General features: G+C 35.2%; 25 protein-coding genes. 16 read left to right on the forward strand and 9 right to left on the reverse strand.

The window, feature by feature from the left end:
- Nucleotides 1–131: 131 nt before the first annotated feature.
- Nucleotides 132–929 carry a hypothetical protein gene (locus tag DD829_RS21080; protein ID WP_108411021.1) on the reverse strand — a complete coding sequence of 266 codons (798 nt, stop codon included), beginning with the start codon at nt 927–929 and terminating at the stop codon, nt 132–134.
- A 201-nt stretch (nt 930–1,130) separates the two neighbouring features.
- On the opposite strand from DD829_RS21080, the gene glgP reads away from it, so the two are divergent.
- Complete coding sequence (gene glgP / locus DD829_RS21085) at nt 1,131–2,789, forward strand: alpha-glucan family phosphorylase (RefSeq protein WP_108410738.1); 1,659 nt, start codon at nt 1,131–1,133, stop codon at nt 2,787–2,789.
- A 183-nt stretch (nt 2,790–2,972) separates the two neighbouring features.
- On the opposite strand, the gene DD829_RS21090 is transcribed toward glgP, so the two are convergent.
- Complete coding sequence (locus DD829_RS21090) at nt 2,973–3,158, reverse strand: DUF6496 domain-containing protein (protein ID WP_108410739.1); 186 nt, start codon at nt 3,156–3,158, stop codon at nt 2,973–2,975.
- Between the two features lie 12 nt (nt 3,159–3,170).
- Complete coding sequence (locus tag DD829_RS21095) at nt 3,171–3,644, reverse strand: hypothetical protein (RefSeq protein WP_076392708.1); 474 nt, start codon at nt 3,642–3,644, stop codon at nt 3,171–3,173.
- A gap of 120 nt (nt 3,645–3,764) precedes the next feature.
- Here DD829_RS21095 and DD829_RS21100 point away from each other — a divergent pair, with 120 nt between their 5' ends.
- Entirely contained in the window at nt 3,765–5,894 is a 2,130-nt protein-coding gene (locus tag DD829_RS21100; RefSeq protein WP_116548122.1) for a S9 family peptidase, read from the forward strand.
- Between the two features lie 53 nt (nt 5,895–5,947).
- Here DD829_RS21100 and DD829_RS21105 read toward each other — a convergent pair whose 3' ends face one another.
- Entirely contained in the window at nt 5,948–6,250 is a 303-nt protein-coding gene (locus tag DD829_RS21105) for a type II toxin-antitoxin system RelE/ParE family toxin (protein WP_165796581.1), read from the reverse strand.
- On the reverse strand, nt 6,240–6,485 hold the full coding sequence (locus DD829_RS21110) for a DUF2281 domain-containing protein (RefSeq protein WP_165796582.1): 246 nt from the start codon (nt 6,483–6,485) through the stop codon (nt 6,240–6,242). Before DD829_RS21110 ends, DD829_RS21105 begins: the two co-directional genes overlap by 11 nt.
- Nucleotides 6,486–6,573: 88 nt before the next feature.
- On the opposite strand from DD829_RS21110, the gene DD829_RS21115 reads away from it, so the two are divergent.
- The 9 genes from DD829_RS21115 (at nt 6,574) to recG (ending at nt 17,153) form a co-directional block, all read left to right on the forward strand.
- Nucleotides 6,574–8,229, forward strand: coding sequence for a peptide MFS transporter (locus tag DD829_RS21115; protein WP_108409436.1), 1,656 nt, complete (start codon nt 6,574–6,576; stop codon nt 8,227–8,229).
- 133 nt (nt 8,230–8,362) lie between these two features.
- Entirely contained in the window at nt 8,363–10,117 is a 1,755-nt protein-coding gene (locus DD829_RS21120) for a peptide MFS transporter (protein ID WP_076392718.1), read from the forward strand.
- 165 nt (nt 10,118–10,282) lie between these two features.
- Nucleotides 10,283–10,864 carry a Crp/Fnr family transcriptional regulator gene (locus tag DD829_RS21125; RefSeq protein ID WP_108409437.1) on the forward strand — a complete coding sequence of 194 codons (582 nt, stop codon included), beginning with the start codon at nt 10,283–10,285 and terminating at the stop codon, nt 10,862–10,864.
- A gap of 173 nt (nt 10,865–11,037) precedes the next feature.
- On the forward strand, nt 11,038–11,877 hold the full coding sequence (locus tag DD829_RS21130; protein ID WP_108409438.1) for an MBL fold metallo-hydrolase: 840 nt from the start codon (nt 11,038–11,040) through the stop codon (nt 11,875–11,877).
- 59 nt (nt 11,878–11,936) lie between these two features.
- A complete protein-coding gene (locus DD829_RS21135; protein WP_108409439.1) occupies nt 11,937–12,326 on the forward strand; it encodes a nuclear transport factor 2 family protein in 390 nt (129 codons plus the stop codon).
- A gap of 9 nt (nt 12,327–12,335) precedes the next feature.
- Complete coding sequence (locus tag DD829_RS21140; protein WP_228408260.1) at nt 12,336–12,755, forward strand: MoaF-related domain-containing protein; 420 nt, start codon at nt 12,336–12,338, stop codon at nt 12,753–12,755.
- A 156-nt stretch (nt 12,756–12,911) separates the two neighbouring features.
- On the forward strand, nt 12,912–14,423 hold the full coding sequence (locus DD829_RS21145) for a peptide MFS transporter (protein WP_076392734.1): 1,512 nt from the start codon (nt 12,912–12,914) through the stop codon (nt 14,421–14,423).
- A 41-nt stretch (nt 14,424–14,464) separates the two neighbouring features.
- On the forward strand, nt 14,465–14,998 hold the full coding sequence (locus DD829_RS21150) for a thioredoxin family protein (protein WP_108409425.1): 534 nt from the start codon (nt 14,465–14,467) through the stop codon (nt 14,996–14,998).
- 70 nt (nt 14,999–15,068) lie between these two features.
- Nucleotides 15,069–17,153 (forward strand): ATP-dependent DNA helicase RecG, encoded by a 2,085-nt coding sequence (gene recG, locus DD829_RS21155; protein ID WP_108409424.1) that lies wholly within the window; start codon nt 15,069–15,071, stop codon nt 17,151–17,153.
- A gap of 575 nt (nt 17,154–17,728) precedes the next feature.
- Here the strand turns inward: recG and DD829_RS21160 are convergent.
- The 4 genes from DD829_RS21160 to dapA all read right to left on the reverse strand — a co-directional run bounded on the left by DD829_RS21160 (nt 17,729) and on the right by dapA (nt 20,538).
- Nucleotides 17,729–18,175, reverse strand: a complete 447-nt coding sequence (locus DD829_RS21160; RefSeq protein WP_116548123.1) for a response regulator — start codon at nt 18,173–18,175, stop codon at nt 17,729–17,731.
- Nucleotides 18,172–18,750, reverse strand: a complete 579-nt coding sequence (locus DD829_RS21165; RefSeq protein WP_108411275.1) for a helix-turn-helix domain-containing protein — start codon at nt 18,748–18,750, stop codon at nt 18,172–18,174. The genes DD829_RS21160 and DD829_RS21165 overlap by 4 nt, the downstream gene beginning before the upstream one ends.
- A 295-nt stretch (nt 18,751–19,045) precedes the next feature.
- Nucleotides 19,046–19,543 carry a GNAT family N-acetyltransferase gene (locus DD829_RS21170; RefSeq protein WP_108410016.1) on the reverse strand — a complete coding sequence of 166 codons (498 nt, stop codon included), beginning with the start codon at nt 19,541–19,543 and terminating at the stop codon, nt 19,046–19,048.
- Between the two features lie 122 nt (nt 19,544–19,665).
- Nucleotides 19,666–20,538 (reverse strand): 4-hydroxy-tetrahydrodipicolinate synthase, encoded by an 873-nt coding sequence (gene dapA / locus DD829_RS21175; protein WP_108410017.1) that lies wholly within the window; start codon nt 20,536–20,538, stop codon nt 19,666–19,668.
- Between the two features lie 469 nt (nt 20,539–21,007).
- Here dapA and DD829_RS21180 point away from each other — a divergent pair, with 469 nt between their 5' ends.
- From DD829_RS21180 to DD829_RS24000, 5 genes are all read left to right on the forward strand, one after another.
- Complete coding sequence (locus DD829_RS21180; protein WP_108410018.1) at nt 21,008–21,688, forward strand: hypothetical protein; 681 nt, start codon at nt 21,008–21,010, stop codon at nt 21,686–21,688.
- Between the two features lie 492 nt (nt 21,689–22,180).
- Nucleotides 22,181–23,971 (forward strand): hypothetical protein, encoded by a 1,791-nt coding sequence (locus DD829_RS21185; RefSeq protein WP_108411107.1) that lies wholly within the window; start codon nt 22,181–22,183, stop codon nt 23,969–23,971.
- A gap of 3 nt (nt 23,972–23,974) precedes the next feature.
- On the forward strand, nt 23,975–24,571 hold the full coding sequence (locus DD829_RS21190; protein ID WP_116548124.1) for a DUF6705 family protein: 597 nt from the start codon (nt 23,975–23,977) through the stop codon (nt 24,569–24,571).
- Nucleotides 24,572–24,676: 105 nt separating this feature from the next.
- Nucleotides 24,677–24,958, forward strand: coding sequence for a hypothetical protein (locus DD829_RS21195; RefSeq protein WP_123906953.1), 282 nt, complete (start codon nt 24,677–24,679; stop codon nt 24,956–24,958).
- Nucleotides 24,959–25,149: 191 nt separating this feature from the next.
- The coding region (locus tag DD829_RS24000) for a DUF6705 family protein (protein ID WP_317048573.1) at nt 25,150–25,559 on the forward strand (410 nt) is incomplete at its 3' end.

A 25,559-nucleotide genomic window follows, 5' to 3' on the forward strand; every position in this document is an offset into this window, starting at 1 on the left:
CATGTTGAATTTGGTTATTAATTTGTGCGGTAATTTGTTGTCTATCAAATATAAACAATTCCAATTAAAAATAACAGATTCAACGAAAATAATTCAATAAAAGCTGATTAAAAATGAAATATTTTCAGCGATTATTTGATACTTGTGATATTTCCGCAAAGATTTTCGAGATGAAAAATCTTGTGAAAAGGGCTTTTTACCTTTTGCAGATGTTCTTTATCCTGAATAAAAGTATAGCGCGAAGCGATGGAATTCATATCCGAAACAATAACGAGCCAACATTCGTCGACCGAAGTATCGTAGTAAGGGAATTTTTCGTTCTTTTTTTCAATCAGCTCCACAATTTTCTCAGAGCATAATTCATCAAAAAGATTCATATTGTATTCATGCGTAATAAAAACATTTCTGCGGTGGAAAGACTTTCGGATTCCTTTCACATTTCCTACAGGTTTTCCTTTTTTGATGCTTTTACAGATATTTAAAATAATTTCCTGCTGATGTTCCGGAGAATCCAGTCTGATGTTTGAGTGAAATTCTAAAAAATAAACACCACGATATTTCGTAGTGTCTTCCTGTTCCAATAATATTTCTGCCTGACGGAAAATCTTGTTCAGATTGCTTTCCACTTTCTTCATCTCAAGATGATTGATCACTTCGGTAAGTTCAATCCCGATTTTCTTGTCGTTGAATTTTGCGATAAAGTCGGGGCTTTCGCACGTTAAATCTTCAAATTTAACTTCAGGGAAATGATGCATGAAAGAATTGAGCAGTAAAATTTCCGCTTTCTTTTTATATTTTTCGCGGTCGTGAAGCGGAGATTCGTCGATCTTACGGTGATACTTTTCTATCGGCTTCTTTTTCAAGTGTCGGTTCAGATAATATAAGCTCAGATTTTTAATTAAATCTTCATCAGAAAATGCCTTTTTCATCTGCTTATTATTTTATTGTTATGGAAGACATAAAGCTTCCGGTTTCAGATCATGAAGTTTTGATTATCAAAAATTTACATATTAAAGGTAAATAAAAAACAGATTCAAAAAGTATTTTTAATGTTAATTTATAAAATAATTAATGTAGAGTTTATTTTCATAATTAATACCTTTGCCTCCTCACTTAATAAACTGTTACACATGGATTTTAAAAATTTTAAAATACCTTTTAGCGTAAATCCGCAGTATTCCAAGAAAGTTGCTTATTTTTCTATGGAATTTGCGATTGAGCAGGTGCTGAAAATATATTCGGGAGGATTAGGATTTCTGGCGGGTTCCCACATGAGAAGTGCTTACAATCTGAAACAGGATCTTATCGGAATCGGAATTCTCTGGAAATTCGGGTATTACGATCAGGCAAGAAATCATGACCAGACGTTACAGCCGACCTGGACGAAAAAAATGTACAGCTTTCTGGAAGATACCGGCATAAAATTTCAGATAGAAATCCACAGCGCTCCGGTTTGGGTAAAAGTATGGTACCTTGATCCTGAGATTTTCCACACGGCTCCAATGTTTTTCCTATCAACGGATGTTCCTGAAAATGACCACATTTCTAAAACCATCTGTCATAAACTGTATGATGCCAATGAATCTACAAAACTGGCACAGTACATTCTTTTAGGAAAAGGAGGCGCTAAATTGCTGGATGAAATGAACATTGAAAGAGATGTTTATCATTTAAATGAAGCTCACGGACTTCCTGCAGCGTTCCATCTGCTGAAAAAATACAACGGAAACCTGAATAAAGTTAAAGAAAAGCTGGTTTTCACCACGCACACTCCTGAAGAAGCTGGAAATGAAAAGCACAATATGAGACTTTGTTATGATATGTCTTATTTTTCAGGCTTCAGTATGGAAGAGGTAAAAAATATCGAAGGTTCTGATGACGACAGGTTCAACCATTCACTTTGCGCGTTGAAAATGGCAAGAATAGCAAACGGAGTTTCTCAGCTTCATGGGGTAGTTTCCAGAGCGATGTGGAGAAAATATCCGGGAATCTGTGAGATTACTTCGATTACCAATGCGCAGGAATTCAAATATTGGGCAGACAAACCGCTTTACAATGCAAAAGACGAAAACGACGAAACGGTTTTCGATTACCGTAAAAAGCATCTGAAGAAAAGATTATTTAAAATCGTAGCCGACCAGACCGGAAATTTATTCAATCCAAATGTTTTCACCATTGTCTGGGCGAGAAGATTTGCAGGATATAAACGTGCCGATCTGCTTTTACATGACAAAGACAGATTCTACAAACTGTTGAATCATCCGAAATATCCGGTTCAGATCATTTGGGCAGGAAAACCTTATCCGATGGATTATTCTGCGATTTCCACATTCAATTCTCTGGTGGAGGAAAGCAAAAATCATAAAAATATGGCAGTTCTTACAGGATATGAGTTGTCTTTGAGCAAATCTTTAAAGCAGGGTTCTGATCTTTGGCTGAATAATCCGAGAGTTCCGAGAGAAGCTTCCGGAACCTCCGGAATGACGGCTTCCATGAACGGTTCTGTAAATCTTTCCACAGATGACGGATGGATCCCTGAATTTGCGAAACATGGAGAAAATTCTTTTGTGGTTCCGAAAGCAGATTATGCCAACATGAGCATCTACGAACAGGATAATTATGATCTTAACAAGTTATACGAAATTCTGGAAAATGAAATTCTTCCTACGTACTATGACAAGCCGGATCAGTGGAGAAAAATCCAGTACAATTCTATGAATGACGTGAAAGATCAGTTTAACAGCGACAGAATGGCGGATGAATATTACAGAATTATGTATAACGATTAAAGTTAATTGTTAATAAGCTTTTAAACCATTAAGAAAAATTGAGTTGTTGAGCATTATTAAGTTTATATTAAAATCAAAAATGATTCATCTTAATGTGGCTTAACTCCTTAAATCAATCTTAAGGGTTCAAAATATGAAATAAACAAGGCTTGGAAAAATTTTCCAAGCCTTGTTTATTTTAGGTTAATCTTTTTTGTTTTTCGGCACTTTTAAGCCTTCCTGTTTCGCTTCAGAAATTCCAATGGCAACTGCCTGTTTTCTGTTGGTCACTTTTTCTCCGGAAGAAGATTTCAGTTTTCCTTCCTTGAATTCGTGCATTACTTTTCCTACTTTTTCCTGAGCTTTTTCAGAATATTTTGTCTTGCTCATACTATTGATATTTTAAGATTTGGGTAAAGAGACACCGATTTCGTACACTTGGGCGTGTTTCAGATATTTAGAGCGCTCTCTTGAAGTTACCGATTCAAAATGATCATTTTTTATCACTACAATCGGGTCTTCAATGTTTTCGATTTCAAAATTGGCAATATATCTTTCATCGGGTGGAGACTGTTGCTGTTTTGCTTTTATTTTCTGCAATTCATCGGCATATTTTCTGAATCCGGGATCTGACGAATGGATAAATTTATATTCATCTCCCGCATCTACGAAATAATGTAACTTTTTTTCAAGAAGTCCGGCTTCGTTACAGATTTCAGGATTATCATTTCCATCTTTGAAACCTACTTCTACCAGTTCCCCTCCTTTTTTATGGGCACATGCTTCTGCATCTTTATAACTGGAAAATCCGGTATATATAATTTTGTCGTCTAACTCGTATCGGTTCAGTTTCTGGTTAAAATCATTCGTTTCCATAATTATATTTTAATTTGATTGTATCTTAATATATCCAATTTTACTGCCAAAATCAGAGATTTAAAAAGCTTTTTTTACCATTTTAAAAATTATTATATTTGAAATCTTTTAAAATTAGAAATGAAAAAATTCTTACTAACGCTTACAGTTGCTGTGGCATTTCAAAGTTTATCCGCTCAGGAAATTACTTTAGATAAAATATATTCAGGATATTACCGTGGAAAAGGCATTGCCGGAATTACATCCATGAAAAACGGGGGAAATTATCTGGTTATCGAACAGGGAGGAATTGCAAAATATTCTTACAAAACTTCCCAAAAAGAAGGCAATCTTGTCGACGGACAGTTCCAGAGCTATGAATTTTCTGATGATGAATCTAAAATCTTATTACTGAAAGCTAGTGAACCGATTTACAGACACTCGTTTTTAGGAAAATATGAAGTAAAAGATCTGAAATCCGGAAAAACAGTAAGTCTTAATGAAGGAAAATTTGTTCAGGAGCCAAGATTTTCACCGGATGCTACAAAAGTTGCTTTCATTGTGGATAACAATCTGTTTTATCAGGATCTGAATTTGGGAAAAATCACACAGATTACGCAGCACGGTGTTAAAAATAAAATTTTAAACGGACTTGCAGACTGGGTTTATGAAGAAGAATTCGGGCACGCAAGACTGTACGAATGGACAAAAAACTCCGATGCGATTCTTTTCGTAAAGTTAGACGAAACGGAAGTTCCTGAAATTTATATCCCGATTTACGGCAAAACGCTTTATCCGAGTGAAATGCGTTACAAATATCCAAAAGCCGGAGAAAAAAATTCTGTCGCTTCCGCGCATATTTATCAGTTGAGCGACGGTAAAAAGACAACCGTCAATTTAGACAGTTTCAAACATTATTATATTCCGAATGTTATTCAGACAGCAAAACCGGACGAAATTGTTTTGATTACTTCGGACAGAATTCAGAATGCTTCTGATGTTTTAAAAGTCAATACAAAAACAGGAGCTGTACAGAAATTATTCACCGAAACCGATGAAAAATGGATCGATACAGACAGCCCGACTCTGGAATTTTTAGAGGACAATTCTTTCCTTTGGGGTTCTGAAAGAGATGGAAACCGCCATTTGTACTGGTATGACAAAGATGGTAAACTGAAAAAACAGGTTACAAAAGGAAACTGGGAAGTAACAGATTACTACGGATTTAATCCTAAATCAAAAGAAATTTACGTTCAGACTACCGAAAAAGGAAGCATCAATAAAGTGATTTCCAAAGTAAATATCGAAAACGGAAAATCCCAGTTGATTTCCAATGCGGAAGGAAATAATTCTGCAAATTTCAGCAAAAACTATAATTATTTCATCGAAACTTCTTCTACGGCTTCAAAACCTTATACTTATGTTTTAAAGGACGGAAACGGCAAAACAGTAAAAGAACTTCAGAATAATGAAGCTCAGCTGCAAAAATTAAAAGCTGATAATTTCGTAGATAAAGAATTTATTACAATTCCGAATGAAGCGGGAGATCAGATGAATGCTTGGATCATCAAGCCTAAAAACTTTGATAAGAACAAAAAATATCCGCTGTTCATGTTCCAGTATTCAGGTCCCGGTTCTCAGCAGGTTGCCAATTCCTGGGACAGCGGAAACGGTATCTGGTTTGAAATGCTCGCTCAGAAAGGATATATTGTAGCTTGTGTCGACGGGCGCGGAACGGGTTATAAAGGAGCTAAATTCAAGAAAGTAACGTACATGAATTTAGGAAAATATGAAATTGAAGATCAGATTGCAGCAGCAAAATGGTTCGGAAATCAATCTTACATCGATAAATCCAGAATCGGAATGTTCGGATGGAGTTTCGGAGGGTATATGACAAGTCTGGCAATGACAAAAGGAGCCGATGTTTTCAAAATGGGAATTGCAGTGGCTCCGGTAACGAACTGGAGATATTATGATTCTGTTTACACGGAAAGATTCATGAGAACACCACAGGAAAATCCGGACGGATACGATAAAAACTCCCCGACTGAATATGCGAATCTGTTAAAAGGAAAATTCTTATTAATCCACGGAACTGCCGATGATAACGTACACTTCCAGAATTCCATGGAGTTTTCGGAAGCTTTGATCCAGAACAAAAAACAGTTTGATTTTATGGCTTATCCTGATAAAAACCACGGAATTTATGGCGGACAGACAAGACCGCAACTGTATCAGAAAATGACTGATTTTATTTTGGAAAATTTGTAATTCGAAAATTTAAGCATAAAAAATCCGGATCTGAAGTTTAGATCCGGATTTTTTTATTTTTTGTCATTCCATTCTTCAGGATTTCTGGAAGTGTGAAAGACAGAATATACTTCAATTAGATTTTTCTCTTCGCTGTAAGAATAATGAATTCCAAAGGGAAATTTTTTGAGAAAAACGATTCGACTGTCACCATATTTAAGTTCAAAGGACAATGGATTTTCCTTTATTAAATCGATTTTATTCCGAAAATCAATAAGAAATCTGTTCCATAATTTTTTATCAATTTTCCTGTACCAATCGTTGATTTCTTTTAAATCCTGCTTTACAAAATGACCGTAAATTAACCTAGTCGCCACTTTCGAGATTATTTAAATAATCATCCATTTCAGACTCAGAAACAAAACTTTGAGGGTTTTCACGTAAATATTCTGCCCTTCTTCCTGTTTCTTCTTTTTGCCATTCAGGAATATGATGAGACTTGCTTTTGAAATGTTTCTGTTTCAAAAAATCAATAAAATCATTCACCTCTTCATAAAAATTTTCAGGAAGTGTTCTGATGTTATCTTCTAAATCTTTTAACGTAATTTCCATTTTCTTCATCTTTATTTCCATCAAAGTTAATAAAATTCGATTATTATTTTTAAAATTCTATATTTGTGAAATTTGAAATTTGTAAACTATGAAGACTAAACATCCTAAAGGATTGCCTTTCCTCTTCTTTACGGAAATGTGGGAGCGTTTCGGGTACTATCTTATCCTCGGAATTTTTGTATTGTATGTTATTGAACCAACCGGCGCAAAAGGCGGTCTCGAACTTCCGGACAAAACTGCAGACGATATTTTCGGAACCTATATTGCTTTAACGTATTTAACACCTTTTATCGGAGGGTTTCTTGCGGACAGAGTTTTAGGATACATCAAATCCATTTATATCGGAGGCGTTTTGATGGCTGCAGGATACATCGGAATGGGGATTTTTAAAGATCTTACTTTATTTTATTCTTCTTTAGCACTCATTATCATCGGAAACGGTTTCTTTAAACCTACTATTTCTACTTTGCTTGGAAATTTATATTCCGAAGAACCTTATAAAGCCAATAAAGATTCCGGGTACAATATTTTTTACATGGGGATCAACATCGGTGCATTTATCTGTAACATTATCGCGGCATTCATGCGAAACAAATTCGGCTGGGGTGAAGCGTTTATCACTGCCGGAGTCGGAATGCTGGTCGGATTAATTATTTTTACCATCGGCAGAAAACACTACATTCATGCCGCTCAGATGAAGCCTGTTCAGGAAGGAGATACCAAACTTTCTGAAATATTAATGAAAGTGTTCTTACCGGCAATCATTGCAGGAGCAATCGGCTGGGTTATTCCCGGAAATATTTTCGGAAGCGACAATACAGATGCCTTTATTTTTGCCTGTGTTCCTGTTATTTACTTCTATGCTTCACTTTATTTCAAGGCAAAACCGGACGAGAAATCGTCTATCGGAGCCTTATTATCGGTTTTCCTCATCAGTATGTTCTTTTGGGCAGTTTTCAAACAAAACGGAACCGCTTTAACGAGATGGGCAAATTATTACACCGACAGAAGCGTGCCTGCTTCCATGGAAAAACCTTTGGAAAGCATTTACATGGTAGACGGAAAAAGCTATGAAAACAAAGAAGTTTCTGTTTACGACGATCAATATCAGTCTCAAAAAGATAAAGATGGAAAACCTATCAAAGAAACAGGAAAGGATATTTATTTCAGGAATATTTCACCTGAAAAGAAAGCAGAACTAGGAAAAAATCCTGAAACTAAAACCTATTTATACAACACAGAATTATTCCAGTCCATCAATCCGTTTTGGGTAATTGCTTTAACGCCAGTTGTAGTTGGTTTCTGGGCGCTATTAAGACGAAAAGGAAAAGAGCCGTTAACGCCTACAAAAATTGTTTTGGGACTTTTCATTTCAGGATTATCGTGTTTGGTAATGGTTTTAGCGGTCTGGGCTGGAGATAACGGTGCTGTTAAAGTTTCGCCATGGTGGCTGGTTGCAAGTTACGGAGTCATTACTGTGGGAGAATTATGCCTTTCACCAATGGGATTATCCTTCGTTTCCAAACTTTCTCCTGCAAGAATTACAGCGTTGATGATGGGCGGATTTTTCCTTGCCAACTCTGTAGGAAACAAACTTTCCGGAATTTTAGCCAGTACGTGGTACAATTACGACAATAAAATGAACTACTTTTTAGTGAACTTTGCTTTGCTGATCTTTGCAACCCTTTTAGGCTTATCCATGCTGAAAAAACTAAACAAAATCATGAAAGAAAAAGGACATTAATCCCTGTTCACAATACAGAAAAGCAAGCTGCGGAATTATTCTGCGGCTTTTTTATTTAAATATAAAATTAAAACCTTGCCGAAAACACAAAAAAAACTATATTTGTCAGTCTTAACAAAAATTAACAATAAAAATGGATAATACTGAAGCATTGAGTCCGAAACCGGATGAATTTGTAGAGAACAAGAATTCCAGACATCCGAAAGGGTTATGGGTTCTTTTCGGAACAGAAATGTGGGAGCGTTTCAACTTTTATGGAATGAGAGCTTTATTAACGCTCTTCATGGTAAATTCCTTATTGATAAAAGAAGCTGATGCAGCAATCATCTATGGTGGATTTTTAGCTTTATGTTATCTTACTCCGCTTTTGGGAGGTTTCATCGCCGACAAATATATCGGTAACAGAAACGCAATTCTTATCGGAGGAACATTAATGGCAATTGGTCAGTTTTTGCTTTTCATCAGTGCTTCAACATTCTCAGGAAGCCTGGACAGTGCAAAAATGTTTATGTGGCTTGCTCTTTTCATCATCATTTTCGGTAACGGATTTTTCAAACCGAATATTTCTTCGATGGTAGGAAGCCTTTATCCGAAACAGGAAAAATCTAAATTAGACTCTGCCTTTACGATTTTCTACATGGGAATTAACATTGGTGCATTCTTAGGACAGTTTATCTGTCCATACGTAGGAGACGTAAAAGATGCAACAACAGGCGTAAGAGATATTTTTGCCTTTAAATGGGGATTCCTTGCCGCTTCCATTGCAATGGTAATCGGTACCATTACTTTCTTTATTCTTAAAAACAAATATGTAGTTACTCCGGAAGGAAGACCTATCGGTGGACTTCCGAAAAATAATACAAGCGCAGATTTTGAAGAAGGAGAAACGCAGACTGCTAAATTCTCCGGATCCGCTTTAGGAATTACTGGAGGATTGTTTGTTGTTCTTTTCTTTGCTTTCAGATATCTTCTGGTAGGAGAATTCGGATTTAAAGCCGTAGAAATGGGACAGCTTATTAAAGGAATTATTTATCCTTTCATTTATGCAGCAGGGATTTCTCTGGCATTCCTGATCATGAGTTCTGCCGAAAATAAAGTAGAAAGACAGAGAATCTGGGTAATCTATATCGTGTCATTCTTCATTATTTTCTTCTGGGCTGCTTTCGAACAGGCTGGATCTTCATTAACATTTATCGCTGATAATCAGACAGACAGAAACATTTTAGGATGGAATATGCCTCCTTCGATGGTACAGATTTTCAACGGTATTTTCGTTGTTGCTTTGGCTGTTCCTTTCAGTTTAATCTGGGACAAATTAAGAGCAAAAGGAAAAGAGCCGGTTTCCCCGATGAAACAGGCAATGGGATTGGCTTTAATCGCGTTAAGTTACTTCATCATCGCACACAACGTAAAAGATTTAGGAAACTCAGGATTATTGGCAATCAAATGGTTAATGTTACTGTATTTTATCCAGACTTGTGGTGAACTTTGTTTATCTCCTATAGGATTATCATTGGTAGGTAAGCTGGCTCCAAAAAGATTTGCATCCTTATTATACGGAGTATTCTTTATTTCTAATGCTGCAGGTTATGCTTTAGCAGGTTCTTTGGGTGCATTGATTCCTGCAACGGGAGATAAATTCTCTAAGGCACAGGAAATGGGAATCAACCTTCAGGATGTTTTAGATAAAAAAGTAACATTAAATGCTGATCAGGTAGCTGCTTTCGAAAAAGCACAGTTGCCGTTGGCAAATCCTACTTTTGCAGGTTTTGAAATCCACAATCTATTTGAATTCTTCATGGTATTCGTTGTTCTTTGTGGTATCGCGGCTGTAATTTTAGCATTAATTTCACCAATCTTAAAGAAAATGATGCATGGTGTAAACTAATCCGCATCAAATAAAATACAATGAAACCTCCGCTGAGTCGGAGGTTTTTTACTTTATAAATCTCTTAAAAGATTAGTTGATGATCACCAAAGCCAATTGCCATTTTTTAAACCCGAAACCCAAAAATTCCTATATTCACAGTACAAAAACATTAATGAGAATAGAATGTCAGAAATTTTTAAAAATAATATATCGCAGCACATCACTCTTTCTGAAGAAGAATTAGCAGAATTTTATGGCTTGTTTCAGAAAAAAACAATTAAAAAAAAGCAATTTTTATTACAAGAAGGTGAAATCTGCAAATTTGAAGGCTTCGTTATAAAAGGTCTTTTTAAAACATATCATATTGATTCTGAAGGAATAGAGCAAATCCTTAATTTTGCTACTGAAAACTGGTGGATTACTGATATCGACAGCTTTACCCATGAAAAGCCTTCTCAGCTTAACATAGAAGCACTGGAAGACAGTGAAATTTTAATTATTTCTAAAAGCGATAAAGAATTCGCCTATCAAAACTTACCCAAAATAGAGAAACTCTTCCGCGTCATGACGCAGAAAACACACGTTGCCTTACAACGCAGAATGATTGATAACCTAAGCAAAACCGCAGATAAACGATATACCGATTTTATTGAAAAATATCCACAGCTTTACCAAAGATTAACCAATGTACAAATCGCTGCATATTTAGGTATCAGTCATGAATTTGTGAGCAGGATTAGAAAAAAAATCGTAAACAAAAAATAATTCAGACTTTATTTATTGAACTTGTTCAATGTTTCAAAGCTTTGGTTTGATGCATCTTTGTACCATTAATAAGACAGTGAGAAGAAATAAAACTTTTACTCAACAAAAGTAAAAAACATGAGTAATCGGAATTATTTCAACAATTTTTTTAACAATTTTATCACTATTCAAAAATGGACATACAAGCACAAAGTTTCAAAACTATTGAAACAAACAATTTTACATTAAAAGTTTATAACGCATCCGAAAACAGCTTTGGTGTTGCATCGGTAATTGTTACCGGTAAAACAGAAGCTGTATTGATCGACGCACAGTTTACGTTGGCAGATGCAGAAAAAGTAGCACAGGAAATCAAAAAAGACGGCAAAAAACTAACCGCAATTTATGTTTCTCACGGAGATCCTGATTTTTATTTCGGCTTGGAGATTTTTAAGAAATATTTTCCGGAAGTTACCGCCTATGCTTCACCGGCAACCATTGAGCACATTAAAAAGACGGCTCAGAAAAAACTGGAAGTTTGGGGTGAGAGATTAGGAAAAAATATCACTTCGAATGTTGTTCTTCCTCAAAATTTAAAAGAAGACTTCATCGAGCTGGAAGGCGAAAAACTAGAAATTATTGGATTAGAAGAATTTCCGTCCAGAACTTTCGTCTGGATACCTTCTGTAAAAGCTGCCGTTGGCGGAATCAATGTTTTCGGAACGAGTTTTCACTTATGGATGGCAGATGCACAAACTGCGGAAGCTCGTAAAGAATGGACTTCAGTATTAAACAAAATAGACAATCTGAATCCTGAAATCGTTATTCCGGCTCACGCAAAATCTGAAACACCATTTGATATTTCAGCCGTAAAACATACCAGAAACTACATCCAATTTTATGAAGAAACCCTGAAAACAAACAAAACTTCAGAATCTTTAACAGACACTTTAAAGAAGGAATATCCGGATTTAACTTTCGAAACAGCTCTTCAGATCGGTGCAAAAGTGAATACAGGAGAAATGAAATGGTAAAATAAACCATTGTCATTACAATAAAAAACTTTCTAAATCTGAATTAAAAAATCAACAACATGAATAATTTAGAGATCGTAAAAAGCACCTACGAAGGGAAAAATTCAGAAGAAAACGGCAGAAACCTTGCAAAATATGCCGCTGAAAATATTTCATGGACGGAAGCAAAAGGATTTCCTTACGCAGGAACTTACATCGGGCTGGAAAGCATTACGCAAAATGTTTTCGCCCGATTAGGAAGCGAATGGACAGACTATACATTTACACCGGAAGATTATGTAGCGGGTGAAGATAAGGTGGTTGCTTATGGAACCTATTCCGGCACTTACAATCTTACAGGAAAATCATTTGAAGCAAGAGTTGCTCATATCTGGAAACTGAAGGACGGAAAAATCATCAGCTTTGAACAGTTTGTAGACAGCCATACCGTAATTCATTCAATGACCTAATTTTATATGATGAAAAAAACAATATTCAGCCTTACTGCAGCAATCATTTTACTTTCCTGCAATCAGAAAAATGAAAATCTTCCACAGCAGAATCCATCAACCAATTCTGATCTTCTCGGAAAAAAAGCAGTGATTTCCTTTCCGGAAATGAAAGCAGAAGTAATTTATCACAAAGATTCTACCCTTCACTGGAAAACAACAGATAAAAAAGGAGTGGTGAACGAAGGCGATGAAAAAATGGATTATCAAAAGCTGAGTGAAAATCTGCATTTCTTAAACTGGATAGAAAAAGACGGATGGACGGTAAGTCAGATAGTCGACACAAAAGCAGGAACCGTAAAAGCATTCTGGAGTTTTGCGGACGAATCGAGCCCAAGAGGAAAGAGAAAATCTCTGTTTGTGGACGGAAAAATTGAGATGGTAAAGTAAGTTCAACCTGAAAGCCTGCAACAACATTGAAAATTTGTATAGATTAATATCCTTCAAATATAAATTCGAAACAATATTTGAATGCAAAACGTCTTTGGTAATTACTTTTTCCGTTATTTTACAGAAAATTTAATTAAATCTTAATCATATTGACCTATGAGTTTAACTTTAGACGAAATACAAAATTTTAAAGGGAAATATCCAAGACAGATCTGGAGCCTTTTCTTTTCCGAAATGTGGGAACGCTTCTGCTTCTACGGAATGAGAGGAATGCTTGTTTTCTTCATGATCTCGCAGCTTAATTTTCATGAAAGTGAAGCCAATCTTCAATATGGTGCAACGCAGGCTTTCGTCTATGCTTTTACCTTTATCGGAGGTTTATTTGCAGATAAAATTTTAGGTTTCAGAAAATCTCTGTTTTGGGGTGGACTTTTAATGATTGTCGGAAGTTTAATTCTTGCAACAGATCCTCATAAGTTTTTCTTTCTGGGAATCGCGTTTACTGTAGTGGGAACAGGTTTCTTTAAACCCAATATCTCATCAATGGTCGGTCAGCTTTATAAACCGAATGATTCAAGAGCAGATGCCGGATTTTCATTGTTTTATGCAGGAATTAACCTTGGAGCATTACTGGGTGGATACTTTTGTATTGCCATCGGAAAAGGAGAGATTTTATCAGATGTAATTCCGGAAATGTTAAGATGGAATATTGCATTCGGATTAGCTGCTGTGGTAATGGTCATCAGTTTAATTAATTTTGTTTTTACCCAGAGAAGCTTAGGAACGATCGGACTTCAGCCGGGACATCCTGAAAATGAGACAAAATCTGCGCCTATTCCAAAATGGCAGGAATACGGAGTGTATGTTTTATCATTACTCTTTGTTCCGATTATCATGGTGATGGTTGCCAAAACAGAATATACGGATTATTTTATGTGGACAATAGGACCGCTTACTTTAATCTATTTATTTTATGAAATGACCAAAGTAACCCCTGCTGAACGAAACAAACTTTGGGCAGCATTGGTGTTCATCCTGTTTTCCATTTTATTCTGGGGAATTTATGAGCAAAGCGGAGGTTCATTAAGCATTTTCGCTGCAAAAAATTTAAATAAAGATTTATTGGGATTGGATCCGAATGGCGTTAACAATTCCGGAGGTGCATTCTTTATTATCTTTTTAGCTCCGTTAATCGGACTGCTCTGGATCTGGATGAATAAAAGAAAAATTGAACCGAATACCATCATTAAATTTGGTCTGGGATTCATCTTCTTAGGTTTAGGATACTATATTTTGTTCGCAACGAGACTTTTTGCCAATCTTCAGGGTATTACTTCCCTTAATTTCTTCACCATTGCTTTACTCGTTATCACTCTGGGAGAACTATGCCTCTCTCCTATCGGATTATCCATCATGACGAAACTTTCCACGAAAAACCTTCAGGGAATGATGATGGGAATGTGGTTTCTTGCCTCTGCTTACGGACAGTATGTGGCAGGAATTATCGGGGCAGGTTTGGCGACCACCAAAGAAGGTTCTACCAACTATGATGCTTTGATCACTTATACCGATGGATATAAACAATTGGGATTATACGCGGTAATTGCCGGAGTGGTATTAATTTTGATTTCCCCGCTTGTGAAAAAATTAATGCAGGATGTAAAATAAAAATAAGTAAATGCTTACATTTACTTCAAAAATACCAAATCATGAAGAAAATTATAAGTTTAATAGCACTCTTTTTAGTCACTTTCAGTTTTGCGCAGGTAAAATGGATGACGATTGAAGAAGCACAGAAAGCACAAAAAGAAAATCCTAAAAAAATTCTCATCGATTTTTACGCAGACTGGTGCGCTCCGTGTAAGATCATGGATAAAAAAACATACGGACATCAGGTAATTGCTGATATGCTGAATGAAAGTTATTATCCGGTAAAATTCGATGCGGAAGATAAAAAGGAGATCGAAATTTTTGGAAGAAAGTTTTCTAATCCGAATACGGAACATAAGAAAGGAAGAAATTCCTTACACGAATTCACTCAGTATATGAATGTTGCAGCCGTTCCGAGTACGGTTTTTCTGGATGAAAGCGGTAATCCGATCACCATTTTACAGGGAGAATTATCCGCAAAGGAATTAGAACCTTATCTGGAATTTATTTCTAAAGATCTTTTCAAGAAAATCCGTTCGCGGGAGCAGTGGGAAGATTATCAGAAAAAATTTAAATCTAAAATAAAAGAATAAAAATACAGGCTTTCAGCAATGAGAGCCTTTTTTAATTTCTAATTTTTCCCGAAATTCGTGGCTCCTAAAAATGAATTTAGAAACCTCCATAGAATACGTAAAAGGAATCGGTCCGGAAAAAGCCAAACTCATCAAAAGCGTTCTGGGAATTTCCACCGTGGAAGATCTGCTGAACTTCTACCCGCTCCGTTATCTGGATAAAAGCAAAGTTCATAAAATTTCGCAGCTTGGAGACGTTTCCACAGACGTGCAATTGAAAGGTAAAATTACCAACGTTCAGGAAATACAGACCGGAAAAACCAAAAGGCTTTCGGCGAAATTCAATGATGATACAGGATCGATGGATCTGGTTTGGTTTCAGTATTCAAAATGGCTGAAAGAACAGCTTCCTGTGAATAAAGAAGTTTTTATTTTCGGGAAAATCAATGTTTTCAACAACCAGTTTTCGATGCCGCATCCCGAAATAGAAATTGAAGAAAAGAAAGATTCCGAAAACCGTTTAAGACCCATTTATCCAAGTTCGGAAAAACTGACCAAAAGAGGACTGAATCAGCGGTTTTTTCAGGTTGTGTTACGAAATGTATGCAAAGAAATCCCGAATCTTATCCATGAGAATTTTCCGGATTATCTGATGAAGGCATTTAAGTTTTTATCAAGGCAGCACACCTATCTCAATATTCATTTTCCGAAGGATATGGAGCATTTTGAGAAAGCCGACTACCGTTTAAAATTTGAAGAATCATTTTTCTTTCAGTTAGGATTCGGGCTGAAAAAACTTCATCACAAAAGCCATACTGCGGGAAATCCTTTTCCTGTTGTCGGAGATTATTTTAATGATTTTTATGAAAATCATCTTCCGTTTGATTTAACAGGAGCTCAGAAAAGAGTACTCAAAGAAATCCGGATGGATATGAAACGTCCGATCCAGATGAACCGGCTTTTGCAGGGAGATGTAGGTTCCGGGAAAACAATGGTTGCTCTTTTAACGATGCTTATAGCAAAAGATAATGGTTTCCAAAGCTGTATCATGGCTCCTACGGAAATTCTTGCCCAGCAACATTATAACGGAATTAAAGAGCTTTTAGAAAAGACGGAAGTTAAAATCCGCCTTTTAACAGGTTCTACAAAAAAATCCGAACGGAATAAAATTCATGAAGAACTGGAAAGCGGCGAACTTTCTATTCTTGTGGGAACTCATGCGGTTCTGGAAGATAAAGTGAAATTTAACAATCTTGGTTTAGCCATCATCGACGAGCAGCATCGGTTTGGTGTGGCACAAAGAGCAAAACTTTGGGCAAAGAATAAAATTCCGCCTCATATTCTGGTCATGACGGCAACGCCGATTCCGAGAACTCTTGCGATGAGTTTTTATTCGGATCTTGATGTCTCGGTAATCGATGAGCTCCCGATTGGAAGAAAGCCCATTATTACCGCTCACAGAAGGGAAAAAGACCGCACTTATGTTTATAATTTCTGCCGCGAGGAAATCCAGAAAGGACGGCAGGTTTATTTTGTGTATCCTTTAATTGAAGAATCTGAAACATTAGACTACAAAAATCTGATGGAAGGTCTAGAAAATGTGATGGATAATTTCACACATTACAATGTGGCAATGCTCCACGGAAAGATGAAACCGGACGAAAAAGATGCTGCCATGAATTATTTTGCCTCCGGAAAAGCAGAAATTATGGTTGCTACCACCGTAATTGAAGTCGGGGTAAATGTTCCGAATGCCTCGGTTATGGTCATTGAAAGTTCTGAAAGATTCGGGCTTTCTCAGCTTCACCAGCTTCGCGGACGTGTCGGTCGTGGTGCGGAACAGAGCTATTGTATTCTGATGACTTCGGACAAATTGTCTAAAGACAGCAGAACACGTATTAAAACGATGGTGGAAACCAATGACGGCTTTAAAATTTCTGAGGTTGATATGCAGCTTCGCGGTCCCGGAGATATTTTGGGAACCCAGCAAAGCGGTGTTGTGGATTTTAAAAGACTGGATCTTGTGAATGATGCTGCCATTATTAAGGCAACCAAAAAGACGGTGGAAAAAATACTCGAAGCAGATCCGCTATTATCCAGACCGGAAAATCAGATTATTAAAAACGATTATCTGAGAAATTACAAAGGAAAAAACAAGTGGAGTAAAATCTCCTGAAAACAAAAAACCGCGAAAAGATTTTGTCTTCACGCGGTTCCCCCTTATAAAACTGTTATTTGAAGAAAAATTACTTTACTTCTTTAAAATTCACGTAAGCTTTTCGCTTAATATTTTGTGATGTGGTGTGATGAATATGGTAATGTATATGATGTTTAAGCTTAAAAAATAATGTAAAAAAAACAAAATGAATTAAGTTTCCAATTGCTTATTTATAAAAACTAACTAGGTTTCTGACAAAGGATTTGAAAAATGAAACGATATATATTCCTTTGGCAGCACTGAGTTTTCATGATTGTACCGTTTTGTTTAAAGATCTTCTGCGCTTATAATTGGAAATTATTATAATTCATTTTGTTTAACTAACATTGTGATTTATATAATTTTTTTCAAAAACTGAAACAATTTTCATTCTTCATTTATCGTTTTTTGATATAATAAATCTGTGTTCCAATTTCGGTAATTTCTCAAATGATAATATCCGTATTTCTTTACCCAATTATCACCTTTGAGTGAGTATTACTTTACAAATATAAAACTTTAATTTTAATTCCAAAATAATTTAATCAAATTTTTCACACTTTCATGATAAAATTATTTTTATTGAATCCTGAAGTGTGATATTGCCAGTTTATGGTGATAATTTCACTCACAATTTTCTTCATATCTTTATAATTATCAGGAAGTTTCATTAGAATATTGGCTCCTTTCACCAAAAAATCATCTTCCTCATCATTTTTAAAATTTTCTGAATAGATAAGGATCACCATAGTATTAAACTTCACATCGGATTTTATTTCTGACAAAAATTCAGAATTGTCTTTTTCAAGAATACTCTTATTGATCCATACCATTTCAGGAACAAAAATATCTTCTTCACCCAACAAATCCATGACAGATTTTACATTGTGGAAAGTATTTGTTGTAATGGCTATTTTTGAATCCGTAAATATATTCTCAAAAAAAATTCGCTTTCCTTCGTCGTCTTCTATAAGAAACACATTCAGATAATCTTTGGTCATACAGCCTTCAAATATTGTCCGTTGGTATGAGATAATTTTCTCCTCAGCGAAATAATTTTTTGGAACTGAGAAGGCGTCATTCCCGTCGTATTTTTAAACTGTGTGCTGAGATGTGCTACACTTGAATAATTTAAACGGTAAGCAATCTCCGTAAAACTGAGCTTCTTACTGATAATCAGTTCTTTTGCAAACTCTATTTTGCGGATAATAAGAAAATTCTCAATGGAAGTATGCGTAATCTCCGAGAACAGATTCGAAAGATATCCGTAGCTGTGATTGAGTTTTTCGGCAATGTAAATGGAGGCTTTTACAGAGATTCCTTCTTCGGAAGAAATAAGTTCTACAATGGCATCTTTAATTTTCTGTACCAATGCAGCTTTTTGATTTTCAATTATTTCTATTCCGTAGTCTTCAAGGTTTCTTTTAAAATTTTTGTGCTGCTCCTGGGTAAGAGATTCATAGAACTCTACTTCACCGAAGTTCAAAAGCCTGTATTTAAGACCGTGCTCCCGAAGTTTCTCGTCCAGTATCTTTTTGCAGAGGGTATTGAAGTCAAATTTTACATACATTTTCATCTTTGATATATCCTTTAATGTTTCATTGTAAATATAAAAATTTTATTTCAATTAAAAGTGAAATAATAAAAATCTGCTATTTTTTGCATAAATAAAAAACTCCTGCATTAATAAATACAGGAATTTAAACACTAAGGATGAAAAAAAATATACTGATAAAAAGCCAATAAAGCTTAGCACCAAGCATATGAATGTACTGTTATAGGTGATTTGGTACAGCAAAGATGCGGAAAATAAATAAATCACATTTTATAGAATTATGTTTAAGATTTATAAAATTCCAATCTGTGGTGTCTTAAAAGACAAATTCCATCAGATAATCATCCATTACAAAACCGTCTCCTATATCCAGAACCACCTCATCATATACTTTAAATCCCTGAGATTCGTAGAAATTTTTAGCGTTATTTTCCTTATTCACATTCAGAATAATTCTTTTATCATTACTCTCAGAAATTTTCTGCTTTAAAAAGTTCAGGGCTTCTTTTCCAAAACCTTTCCCCTTACTTTCCGGAACCAGATAGATTCTGTGGAGCTTTGTCGTGGCATCTTCGTAACCGTTTTCATATCCCATAAAGCCTTCAAAGGAATTATTATTTTCATCAAAAATTAAAAAATAATGATAATCCGGATTCTTCAAATGGGATGAAATTTCTTCTTCCGAATACATTTTCCCTAACATATAATCAATCTGTTCATGGGAGATAATTCCCGAATATGCACTTTCCCAGGATCTTCTTGCCAAATCCTGAATCATCGGAATATCTTTTTCTGTAGCTTCTATTAATTTCATTTAATTAAATTTTAAAAATTGAAAAAGGTGAAAGAACTGATTCTTTCACCTGATATTTTGGAATGCTTTAAAATGTTACTGTGAATTCACCATTCATTATAAAGCAGATTAATAACTTTCTTTTAAATGTTTGCCATTTCAGCTTTAATTTTAGCATGAAGCCCTTCTGAAGCCGCGATCAACGGAAGTCTCAGATAGTTTTTGATGATTCCCATTTCCGCTAAAATCACTTTAATTCCGCAAGGATTTCCCTCAGCAAAAATCAGTCTCGTGATCTCAACCAGCTTGTTATGGATTTCGTAGGCTTCATCCACTTTTTTATCAAAAGCCAACTGAACCATGGTAGAAAATTCTTTAGGATATGCCTGCCCGATTACAGAAATTACCCCTGCTCCACCTGCCAAAGTTACAGGAAGCGTATATTCATCATCCCCAGAAACCAGATTGAAACCTTCCGGCTTCTTTCTTAAAATATCGAAATACTGAAGAATATTCGGAGCTGCTTCTTTAATCAAGAATAAATTAGGGAATTCTCTTGCCAAGCGCAGCGTTGTTTCTGCCTCAACATTTTGTCCTGTTCTCGAAGGGACGTTGTAGATAATAATATTTTTCCCGGTTGAAGCCAACATTTTATAATGCTGATAAAGCCCTTCCTGATTGGGTTTGTTGTAATAAGGAGAAACAGAAAGTACTGCAGTAAATTCAGAAAGATCTGCTTCTTCAATCTGTTTCTTAACTTCAAGAGTATTATTTCCGCCGATTCCTAAAACCAAAGGAACGCGTTTATTATTAACCTTAATGATGTGTTCAACCACCTGTTTTTTTTCTTCAGCAGAAAGTGTTGCAGCTTCTGCTGTAGTTCCCAAAACAACTAAATAACTGGTTCCGTTTTCGATGTTGTAGTCTACCAATTTTGTTAAACTTTCGAAATCTACGGATAAATCTTCATTAAAGGGCGTTACCAAAGCAACACCTACTCCTTTTAAAATGCTCATCTGTTAGAATTATTTTTGTCAAATTTAATCATTTACGAGAAGAATTTTTATGTATTCTTATTTTTTTATTTCAAAAATATACTTTATCTGAAAACACAAATCTCAATCTTCCATACTGCAATAAAAATCTTCAACATTGCAACAAAAATCTTTAACAGTGGAATAAAAATATTCCACAGTGCAACAAAAATCTTTAACAGTGAAATAGAAATGTTCCACAGTACAATAAAAATCTTCCACAGTGGAATAAAAATGTTTAATACTGCAATAAAATTACTCTTTACTGCTTTAAAGATGGTTTAAAAAGTAAAATTTATCCTAAACAATACACCGTTTCATGTAAATACTAAATTAAAAATAATCAACAGTATTAATAATCTTCCAAACAGTGCATTAAAAGCATACAAACCTCTAAAGATGAGGGATTAAAGTGTATATTTATTTTCCGAATTTTTAAAATAATTATACAATGGGAATCTTAAAAGAAGAGTATGTGCCGATTGCTGATGCATTACTAACCAGTTTAGCTAGAGACTTAGCCTTTTTTGAAGCAGAAAATCATTTGTTCAATGCTGCCTATCTTTCGGCAATGCAAAGCAAGACGGATGAGGTACGGGCAAAGGAAACCGGAGACGCATTGCTGATACAGCAAAAGCAGACCACAAAAGAACTTTATACATTGGGCAAAGAACTTTCTAAACCCATGAAACTGCTAAATCTGGTCTTTGATAAAGCCGGAATAAAAAATTCTTTAACCAGCGAGGTACTGAAAAAAGTAAACAAAAGAAATTTTGAAGGCGTCCTGATGGGGCTTAAATCTCTGAAAGATGTTGTTGCAGCCAACAACGCTCTATTAACATCCTATGGAATGAAAGCCGATACGGAAACGGTACTGCAAAATGCGTTTGATGCCATTACGGCAAAAAGCAATGAGCAGAGCAGCTTCCAACAGCAGAGGAAAGCCTTTACCTCTGCCAACAAAGGCATTTACAGGGAGCTGTATGTCTATATAGGTGACGTGGCAAGATTGGGAAAAATTATATTTCAGGGAGAGCAGAAGGCTTCTGAATACACTCTTGAAAATCTGATTGCTATGGTAAATTCTTCCAGAAAAAACAAATCTATAGATGATACCCAAAATAAGGGATAACTTCTAAAAAAATTTTGATGCATTATAAAAAGTAATATTTTTATTTCTATATTAGCATCCATAATTTTAACGAAACAAGCGTAAGCTATCATTTTGGTATTAGAAAACCGCTAATCTTCTAAAAAGACCAAATTTTGATAGACTTACGCCCGTGTACCTATAACTGGCACGGGCGGAGTCTTTCTTGGTCTTTGGGTTCTTAGCGGTACCTCTAATACAGATTGGCTTTTGCTCCGTGCCTTTTGCATTATTCTATCTCCTGATCAATTTTGTCTGAGGCTTTTTATTAAAATTAATACGACAGCTTTTGTCGTACTGCAAATTTATTTTTGCACATGAAAATGTTTAATTAAAAAACTTAAAACGATGAAAATACTGAATAGGTCGGGATAAAATAAACCGCAAAGCAAAAAATGTAAAATATAGGAGTCTCCCTATATTGAAATATCAAAAAAAATTATAATTTAACACTCGAAAAAAAATTAATAACAAATGAAAAAAAGTTATTTCATAATGCTTATGGCATTAGTGTTCTTCCTGTCGGGCTGTCGAGAGGAGCTCGACTATGTCAACAGCGAAAATACGCAAAACACTTATCAGCTTACCAAAGACAATGTAAAAACAGAGATTCTGCACAAAACCGATTATGAAAAAAGAAGTTTTCTGAAGCCCAGTGTCAGCAGAATTGAAAATTATCTTAATACCGGAAGTGGTGGAAATTCATCCCTTTCGAAACATACGGCAGTACAGGATAATTATGAAATCTATACCGATACCTTTGAAGAAGTTTCTTACCTTGATGCGAAATATCACTCTTTCTACATTATTGGAGATCCTTCTTCAGGAATTGAAGAAAAATTGGTTCTGAAGAGCATCAATAATCAGGTTACCGAAAAATACATTTTAAAATACAGAAGACTTCCCGACTTTTCTATAGATGCCAACTCTTACCAGACGGTAAAAATAACCGAAAGCTCTTCCGGAAATGGAGAATCTTTACAGGTTTTTACAGACTCTTTTTCTATGGGCTGCTCTACCTACACGGTAACCTATATGGATTGTGAAGTTCCGGGCTATCATCATACCAATGGAGAGTATTGTGATGCTTATAATATCATCATTCCTTACAATACGGTAACGGTAAGTTTTGATCCTGCCTGTACATCGGGATCTCAAACGCAGGGAGGAGCAGCGGGAAACACAGGAACTTCCACCGGAGGGGCTCCCGCAAACAATACGATTCCTCCCGGAGAGACGCCTCCTGTCATCACCCTGCCCACAACGGCACCTCTCTACATTATCCAAAGACCGAGAAATGTAATCTGCAATCCGTTGGATCTCAATCAGGACGAGATTGATCAGTTGAACGGCAATTACAATATCAGACTAAAGATTTATCAGTATCTTGCTTTACAAGGATACAGCCCATCGGTTTGTGGCGATCTTCCGATAGACGAAGAGGTACAGAATTTTATAAAGACGTTATTACAGTATTTTAAAGATCATCCTAATGCAGTATGGCAGGATTATAATAATGCAGTGGCATCTTGCGACAAACTGAAGAAAATGCTGGATACTCCTGCTTCATTGCCTCCGGGAACAGTAAGTATTAAATCTGCTTTAGAAGACCTACGAAATACAGTAGACCAACCCAATACGGATAAAGAACAAGGATATAATTTTAGATATAATCCTACAACAGGAGGAATGTATGCTAAAAAAGTAACTACATGGTCGGAAGATGATAATTCTGTAAAGTACGAGAAAACACCTACTACTTTTGGGGGAGCGCATTTTCATTATGACAAATTGCAGGGAATGTTTTCTCATCAGGATATAGCTGTTCTTTTTAATTTTTCCCAGTGGTTTACCACGCCACCTTTAAATGGTAACAACAATACTGATTATCCTATGCCGGTACACATGTTAGTTGCCAATGGACAGGTGTATGCACTTGTTTACGAACCACAGGATGCTGCTTTTTTCCAAAGTACTGTTTACAATATTTATAAACCCGAGAACGAAGAAGGAAGGGCAGATTTTGAAAATAAATTTGAAAATGATTTTAATAGTCTTCATAGTACAGTAGGAGGATGGAATACTGATTACACAACGTTAGAAAAAACTTTCTTAAAATTTGTAACAAAAATAGATAACAGTCCTAAACATTATAATTTAAAAGTATCTTTATACAGAGCAAATTCAGATTTAACCAATTGGGAAAAATTAACAATCAGCCAAAGTGGAAATGATTACACAATAACACCAAATCCTTGTAACTAAATTATGAAAAATACAATACTATTAATACTTTTCCTCGGAATTATTTCATGCAATGCACAAGTAATTCCAATGAAAGCCGACTACACAGAAGTTCCAGATAATGCTTATTTTAAAGATACAGATAATTTTCTTGATAAATTTGTAGGAACCTGGAAATATCAGAATGGGAATGAACAACTAACCATAATTTTAAAGAAAGAGATAAAACACGATTATCATGGAATTTATTCAGACGTATTATATGGAGAATATAAGTATGTTAACAATTTAGGACAGACATTAGTTAATACATTAGATAAAATTGATTTTGCTTATACGAGTAAAAGCTATCATAATATTATAGGTGCTACTTTTATTACAAATAATGAATTACCAATCTGTACTAATTGTAACAATGGTGAATTTAGAGTGAAAAGTACTTTTAAAGATCCTGATATAGGGGGACTCATTAACAGTCGGGTAGTTTTTCGTTATATAGATTCTACCACCATAAAAGTAAAAGTATTGGGATCTAATGGGAGAGTAACCAATAATCCTAATGATAATTTGCCAGACCAGCCACGAGTACCCGCTATGGAATATACGATGATAAAACAATAATAAATACGTTCTCTCTAAAAAAAATTGGGAGAATTTTTATTCTAAATATGGGTAATTACAATCTCTTCAAAATGGTATATTTCAGATTAGGAAGTGCCGAATTTTGTGAAGTTTATTCTTCAGTATTTTAAGGATCATCCTACCCATGTATGGCAGGATTTTTATGATGCGTATCTTGCAACACCGTGCGAAGAGCTGAAAGATCTTTATAAACCGGCAAAGGCAAATATAAAACCCAGCATTACAACATTGCAGGGAAAGCTGAGTGATCCCAATGAAAACGGTAAAAACCTTGTAAAAGACCAGAACGGAGTATACAGCAGTCCTGATCTTCCGGTAGGAACAGATTTGAAAATAACCATTAAAGTTGGAAATGATACCATTTAGCTTTTTACAATATTTTCAAAAGCTAAATGGTGTTATCTTTATAAAGGAATAAATTATAAGCACGGTTTTTAACAGCCGTGTTTTTTATACAAAGCCGATGAAGATTTAACCAATTGGGAAAAATTAACAATCAGCCAAAGTGGAAATGATTACACAATAACACCAAATCCTTGTAACTAAATTTATAAATTATGAAAAATACAATATTATTAATACTTCTATTTGGCATTATTTCATGTAAAGCACAGATAATCCCAATGAAGAATGATTATACAGAAATTCCAGATAATGCATATTTTAAAGATACAGATAACTTTTTAGATAATTTTTTAGGAACATGGAAATATCAAAATGGAAATGAAGAATTAACTATTATATTAAAGAAAAAATTAAAGTATGATTATGAAGGTTTTTATGAAGATATTTTATATGGAGAATATAAATATGTAAATACTTCAGGACAGATATTAATTAATACTTTGGATAAAATCGATGTTCCTATGGATGAAAGTTTTCATATGATTTCAGGAGCTACTTTTCTTACTAGCTTACAACTTCCCAAATGTAATAATTGTGGCCCTGGAGAATTTAGAATCAAAAG

It is taken from the genome of Chryseobacterium sp. HMWF035 (assembly GCF_003094695.1).
Classification (GTDB): domain Bacteria; phylum Bacteroidota; class Bacteroidia; order Flavobacteriales; family Weeksellaceae; genus Chryseobacterium; species Chryseobacterium gambrini.